The organism is Aquabacterium sp., assembly GCF_036279655.1.
Taxonomy (GTDB): domain Bacteria; phylum Pseudomonadota; class Gammaproteobacteria; order Burkholderiales; family Burkholderiaceae_C; genus Aquabacterium.
Genome location: NZ_DASUIT010000048.1, coordinates 43,432 through 50,254, shown reverse-complemented (window position 1 = coordinate 50,254; position 6,823 = coordinate 43,432). Strand labels below are relative to the sequence as shown.

Annotated in this window: 5 protein-coding genes and 3 tRNA genes; all 8 read right to left on the bottom strand. The window is 62.7% G+C overall.

Features of this window, described 5'->3' with window-relative positions; genetic code table 11:
- Positions 1–154: 154 nt before the first annotated feature.
- A tRNA-Asp gene (locus VFW84_RS05485) sits at positions 155–231 on the bottom strand.
- Positions 232–284: 53 nt separating this feature from the next.
- Positions 285–360: transfer RNA gene (locus tag VFW84_RS05480), tRNA-Glu, on the bottom strand.
- Between the two features lie 78 nt (positions 361–438).
- Positions 439–514 (bottom strand) — tRNA-Ala (locus tag VFW84_RS05475).
- A 117-nt stretch (positions 515–631) separates the two neighbouring features.
- Complete coding sequence (locus VFW84_RS05470) at positions 632–1,486, bottom strand: hypothetical protein (protein WP_329679429.1); 855 nt, start codon at positions 1,484–1,486, stop codon at positions 632–634.
- A 9-nt stretch (positions 1,487–1,495) separates the two neighbouring features.
- Positions 1,496–2,437 carry a hypothetical protein gene (locus VFW84_RS05465; protein ID WP_329679428.1) on the bottom strand — a complete coding sequence of 314 codons (942 nt, stop codon included), beginning with the start codon at positions 2,435–2,437 and terminating at the stop codon, positions 1,496–1,498.
- A gap of 126 nt (positions 2,438–2,563) precedes the next feature.
- Complete coding sequence (gene gltX / locus VFW84_RS05460) at positions 2,564–3,964, bottom strand: glutamate--tRNA ligase (protein ID WP_329679427.1); 1,401 nt, start codon at positions 3,962–3,964, stop codon at positions 2,564–2,566.
- Complete coding sequence (locus tag VFW84_RS05455; RefSeq protein ID WP_329679426.1) at positions 3,961–5,247, bottom strand: O-succinylhomoserine sulfhydrylase; 1,287 nt, start codon at positions 5,245–5,247, stop codon at positions 3,961–3,963. The genes gltX and VFW84_RS05455 overlap by 4 nt, the downstream gene beginning before the upstream one ends.
- Positions 5,248–5,264: 17 nt before the next feature.
- On the bottom strand, positions 5,265–6,791 hold the full coding sequence (gene purF / locus VFW84_RS05450; protein WP_329679425.1) for an amidophosphoribosyltransferase: 1,527 nt from the start codon (positions 6,789–6,791) through the stop codon (positions 5,265–5,267).
- Positions 6,792–6,823: the final 32 nt, after the last annotated feature.

Genomic DNA, 6,823 nt, shown 5'->3' with positions numbered 1-6,823 from the left:
GATCGAACCGCTGACCTCTTGCATGCCATGCAAGCGCTCTCCCAGCTGAGCTATACCCCCATCGTGATCTGACTCACTTCGGGGCGCCAGACTGGCACCGAGACTTGATCCATCAACAGCATTGCTGTGTCACCAGCAATGCCCATAAAGAGCTTGGCGGAGTGGACGGGACTCGAACCCGCGACCCCCGGCGTGACAGGCCGGTATTCTAACCAACTGAACTACCACTCCGCAGTGGTTGACAACTGCGCTGGTCTTGCGACCAGCCAAGTGCTGCCAAAACTTGGCGTCTCCTAGGGGATTCGAACCCCTGTAGCCACCGTGAAAGGGTGGTGTCCTAGGCCTCTAGACGAAGGAGACATCAATTCTGTCCAACCCGATCGACGCTGTGCTCGGCAACATTCTGCAACCAGACCACCGCTGCAACTTGTGGTTGCTTGGTGGAGGTAAGCGGGATCGAACCGCTGACCTCTTGCATGCCATGCAAGCGCTCTCCCAGCTGAGCTATACCCCCTCAAGAATTGCTTCCTTCAGGTTGCCCGGCTGCTCTGTTGTTTCAAACAAAGCGTCGTTCAAGCGAGACCAAGAGTATATACCGACTTTTGAGCTTTGATCAAGCTGATGCGTTTTTTTAACGCTTCTTTTGTCGTGCGTGCTGAGCGCGCCTGAGGCGATGGACTGGGCGCTGCTGGCTTTCCAGCACTTCGCCCAGCTCCAGCCCTGTCGGCAAAGGCCACAACCGCCTCAGCAAACGCCCCCAAGCCGACTGCTGACGCTGTGCCTCCAGCCACGCCAAGCGATCAGAGACGAACAACACACCTTCCCGATGCTCGATGGCACGCACTTGCCAGGCTTGCGCCCACCAGCGAGACAGCACACTCACATACAGCCACCCTGCCATTCCGTGGCTGAAGCAGAAAGCAAACAACTGCAGCCCGCCGTCGCCCACCCAGGCCTTCAACAAGGGATAGCTGGCCACGGACAAGGCCCCCACCCAGGCACCGCTGACACCCGCAGCACCCGATACCTTGATCGACCGCTCGATGCGACAGGGGCCCAGATGAATACGGCACATGAACCACTCAAGGACGCCATCGCCATCCCCCACAGGAGAACGCAACTGCCACAGGCGCCAAGCCGTTGAGACCACCAGCACCAGGAGATGAAGGACCAGCGTTCCCCCCATGATGAACAGGTCTCCCGGATAGGTCAGCATGGGCGACATGGCCAGGGAGAAGGGCAGTGTGAAGCACAACACCATCACCGCCACGGCCACCAAGGTCGTGCGCGAGCCATACAGCGACAGCCAAATGGCCACCTGAGCCAGAAGCCAGGTGATCAACACCAAAGGCAACAGCCAATAGGACACAGGACCCAGGCCTCCTCGGGCCCCTGTCACCATCAGCACGACACTGATCCCAGACAGGATCGGCACAAACCACGCAGCGCCCCGCAGCGTCTTGAAGGTGTCGGATGGCGTCAACACGTGCGATCCTCAGTCAAAAAGACCCCTGACCCAGTCTGCTGAGGCTTGATCGGCGCCATAGTAATTCCAGGCGACCTGCGCGGCCAGGCCCAAGCCAAATCCAATGATCAGCACCGGCAAGGTACCAGCCAATGCCACCGCGCCCACAGCACCCACCCCCCATGCGACCCCAGCGCCGACTGCAAATCCCACAGCATTACCAGACTGACTGGCGGCCGAACTCACCGCAAACCCCTTCCAGTTCACTGACACGCCGTCACTGGTGCGTGATGTGTTGTCATACAGGTCCATCACTGCACTCGGGCCAAATGCCAATACACCAGGCGCACCTCGAGCTCCTGCGGCTCGCAGGAAGGTTGAGCTCTGGCGACGAGCGTTGGTCAGGACATCGCTTGCGGCTACGACAGACCGCGTATTGGCCGGACTCACCCGCATGGAACCGAACCCGCCACCCGCCTTCATCACCACAGAAGATGGCAATGATTGCATCACACGCACCGGCAAACCTTGGATGCGCACCTTGATAGCGGCCCCTTTACGCAAATCGCCGCCCTTCCCGATTCGGAACGGTTCAAGGCGAATGTGAGGTGTCAATTTCACTGAACCAGTGACTCGCCCCGCTGCGAGGCCAGACAGAATCAAGCGGATCTGCGCCTTCCAGGCAGCCCTCAAGGCCATCTCTGCCGATGTGACAACATTACCGGGCAAATTGCCCCAGCCAAAAGCAGCATCCTTGGCCGCGGTCCAAAATCGATCGATGGCCGCCTCAGCCTTGCCTGCGTCCTTGGGCAACTGATCCCCCATGAACTCGGCCACCAATTGCGCCGTACCTTGAGGGTCTTGGGTCGCCAGTTGAGGCAACAGGGCGCAAAAGACCGGGTAGTCCAGCAAATATTCGTCGTCGATCCGGGTCGCGAACATGTCGAACGATGACGAGGGCCCGTTGCTCATGGCATAAGCCCCCATGCCAGGCGCCTGACAACCCTGGAAAAACTGATCTACCCGACTCAGTTGTGCAAAAGTTCGCTGCTCAGCTCCTGTGCGGGGAGCCATCGGGCACATCCCGGCCATATTGCCTCACCCCTTCAGTCGCGCCAGCACCGCCTCACGATCAAACAAGGCCAGCACCGCATCCACCGACGGTGTCTGGGCCGTGCCGCACACCAGCAGGCGCACAGGGATGGCCACTTGCGGCATCTTCAGGCCGAACTCGGCCAGGGTCTCCTTGAGGGCCTGCGCGATGGCCGCCTTGTCCCAGGCCACCGTGGCCAGGCGTTGGGCCAGCGCCGCCACCGCGGGCCGATTGGCATCGTTCAGTTGGGCCGCCAGCTCATCGGCCGAAGCGCTCACCGGGGCCACATACATGCCCAGCCAGTCAGCCAGTTCCACCGTGGTGGCGCAGCGGTCCTTGAACAGGGCGCACATGGCCTGGAGGCGGTCGCTGCCCGGCAAGTCGGCGGGCACCTGGATGCCGCTGGTCTGCCATTGCTGCACCACCAGGGTGGACAGCAGGGCATCGTCGGCCGTCTTCATGTGCTGCTGGGCCACCCAGCGCAGCTTGGCCTCGTCGAACTGACCGGCGCTCCTGCCCAGGTGGTCCAGGTTGAACCACTCGATCAGTTGCTGGCGCGAGAAGATCTCGTCATCACCGTGGCTCCAGCCCAGGCGCGCCAGATAGTTCACGATGGCATCGGCCAGATAGCCCTCATCGCGGTACTGAGTGACCGGCTTGGCGCCGTGGCGCTTGCTCATCTTCTCGCCCTGCTCGTTGAGCACGGTGGGCAGGTGGGCGTAGATCGGCGGCTCCTTGCCCAGGGCGCGGAAGATGTTGATCTGGCGCGGCGTGTTGTTGACGTGATCGTCGCCACGGATCACGTGGGTGATGCGCATGTCCAGGTCATCCACCACCACGCAGAAGTTGTAGGTGGGCGTGCCATCGGGGCGGGCAATCACCAGGTCATCGAGCTCGCTGTTGCTGATCTCGATGCGGCCCTTGACCTTGTCTTCCCACACCACCGAACCCCCTTGCGGGTTCTTGAAACGCAGCACGGGCTGGACGCCTTCGGGCACGGGCGGCAGCGTCTTGCCGGGCTCGGGGCGCCACGTGCCGTCGTAGCGGGGCTTTTCCTTGTTGGCCATCTGTCGCTCACGCAGGGCATCGAGCTCCGTGGTGGACATGTAGCAAGGGTAGACCAGGCCCTGCGCCAGCATCTGCTGCAGAACCTCCTTGTAGCGGTCCATGCGCTGCATCTGGTAGAACGGGCCCTCGTCATGGTCCAGACCGAGCCACTTCATGCCCTCGAGGATGACGTCCACCGCCTCTTGCGAGGAGCGCTCGACATCGGTGTCCTCAATGCGCAGGACAAACACGCCCTGGTTGGCGCGCGCAAAGGCCCAGGGATACAGGGCCGAGCGGATGTTGCCCAGGTGGATGAAGCCCGTCGGAGACGGGGCAAAGCGGGTGCGAACTTGGCTCATACGTTCAAGGTGTTCAGACCACGGGCCAGGTCGGCCTTGAGGTCGTCAATGTGTTCCAGGCCGACCGCCACGCGGATCATGCCCTGGGTGATGCCTGCGGCCAGACGCTGCGCTTCGGACAGGCGGCCGTGGGAAGTGCTGGAGGGATGGGTGATCAGGGTCTTGGTGTCACCCAGGTTCGAGGTGATCGAGCACAGACGGGTCTGGTCGATCACATGGAAGGCCGCCTGGCGCTGACGCAGTGCGGCCTCGTCCAGCCCTGCGGGGCCGGTCACCGTGACAGACCCCGTCGCGGGCTTGACGGTGAAGGACAGCACCGCGCCCCCCGAGCCGTTCTGCTGCGCCATGGCCAGATCGTGCTGCGGGTGGCTGGGCAGCCCCGGGTAATACACGGTGTCGACCGTGGGCTGCTGTTCCAGCCACTGGGCCAGCTTCAGGGTGTTGGCGCTTTGTGCCGCCATGCGGATGGCCAAGGTCTCCAGGCCCTTGAGCACCACCCAGGCGTTGAAGGGCGACAAGGACATGCCCGCCCCGCGCAAGGTGGTCATCAATGGGCCATTGATGATGGCATCGGTGCCGCAGACGGCCCCCGCCAGCACCCGCCCCTGCCCGTCCAGGTACTTGGTGCCGGAATGCACGATCAGGTCGGCCCCCAGCTTGACGGGCTGCTGCAAAGCCGGCGTGCAAAAGCAGTTGTCCACGGCCAGCAGTGCGCCACCGGCATGGGCGATGTCGGCCAGAGCACGGATGTCGCACACCTCGGTGAGCGGGTTGCTCGGCGTTTCGGCAAACAGCAGCCGGGTGTTGGGCTGCATGGCCTCGCGCCATTGCTGCACATCGGTCTGCGACACGAAGCTGACCTGCACGCCAAACTTGCCGAACTGGTTCTGCAGCAAGGAGATGGTGGAGCCGAACACGCTGTGCGAGCACACCACATGGTCACCCGACTTGAGCAGCCCCATCAGCAACAGCAAGATGGCACTCATGCCACTGGCCGTGGCGATGGCCGCTTCCGTGCCTTCGAGCGCGGCCAGCCGACGCTCGAACATCATCGTCGTCGGGTTGGTGAAGCGCGAGTAGACAAAGGCCTCTTCTTCGTTGGCAAAACGGGCGGCGGCCGTCGCCGCATCGGGGTGGTTGAAGCTGCTGGTCAGAAACAAGGCTTCGGAGTTTTCACCCCATTGCGTGGCCGGCAGGCCCTCGCGCACGGCCAGCGTCTCGATGCGGGCATCGGGCGGCAGGTCCTTGCGCGGCAGTGTCTTTTTGGAATCAGATGAGGCCATGGGGCCCTCCAGTGTCTTCAGTCGGCCTTGTTCTGCAAGGCCAGTCGAGAGTTGCTGGCCTCGTCCTCGCCTTTTTGCGTCAGGCGCTGGGACTCGATGGCGGCGAAGTCCTCGGCGCTCACATCGCCGGTGATATACACGCCGTCAAAGCAGGAGGCCTCGAAACCCTTGATCTTGGGGTTGAGCTTGGCCACCACGCCCTTCATCGCGTCCACATCCTGGTAGATCAGGGCGTCACAGCCGATGATCTTGCGAATGTCTTCGTTGCTGCGGCCATGGGCCACCAGCTCGGTCTTGGTGGGCATGTCGATGCCGTACACATTGGGGAAGCGCACCGGCGGGGCCGCCGAGGCCAGATAGACCTTGTTGGCGCCAGCCTCACGGGCCATCTGCACGATTTCCTTGGAGGTGGTGCCACGCACGATGGAGTCATCGACCAGCAGCACATTGCGCCCCTTGAACTCCATGCCGATGGCATTGAGCTTCTGGCGCACGGACTTCTTGCGCACGCCCTGCCCCGGCATGATGAAGGTGCGGCCCACGTAGCGATTCTTGACGAAGCCTTCACGGTAGGGCTTGCCCAGCTTCTGTGCCAGTTGCATGGCCGAGGGACGGCTGGATTCGGGGATGGGGATGACCACGTCGATCTCGGACGGGGGCATGGTCGAGACCACGCGCTGCGCCAGGGTTTCGCCCATCTCCAGACGCGCCTGGTAGACGGAGACGCCATCGATGACCGAGTCGGGGCGAGCCAGGTAGACGTACTCGAACATGCAGGGGTTGAGCACGGCGTTGTCGGCGCACTGCTCGGCATGCACGACGCCGTCGAGGTCGATGAACAAGGCCTCACCCGGCTGCACATCGCGCACGAAGTGGTGGCTCGTGCCCTCCAGGGCCACGGACTCACTGGCCACCATGACCTCGCGGCCCTCGGGCAGATCGGCCTCGCCGTAGCACAGCGGCCGGATGCCGTAGGGGTCGCGGAAGGCCACCATGCCGTAACCGGCGATCAGGCAGATCACGGCATAGGAGCCCTTGATGCGCTTGTTGACAGCGCGCACGGCCGCAAAGACGGCTGCGGGCGTCAGCGGCAGCTCACGGCCAGCCAGCTCCAGTTCATGGGCGAACACATTGAGCAGCACCTCGGTGTCGCTGTCGGTGTTGAGGTGGCGGCGATCGATGGCGAACAGATCTTCACGCAGGGCGTGGGCGTTGGTCAGGTTGCCGTTATGCACCAGCACCAGACCGAACGGTGCATTCACGTAGAAGGGCTGTGCCTCTTCCTCGTTGAAGGCATTGCCCGCCGTGGGGTAGCGCACCTGGCCCAGGCCCACCGTGCCGGGCAAGGCCCGCATATCGCGGGTGCGGAACACGTCCTTGACCATGCCACGGGCCTTGTGCATGAAAAACTTGCGTCCGTTCGCATCGGGACCGGCCGTCACGATACCGGCCGCATCCTGACCACGATGCTGCAGCAGCAACAGCGCGTCATAGATCAGCTGGTTGACGGGCGTCTTGGAAATCACACCAACGATGCCGCACATGAAATCACCTCTTGTTCACAACTTCAAAAAAG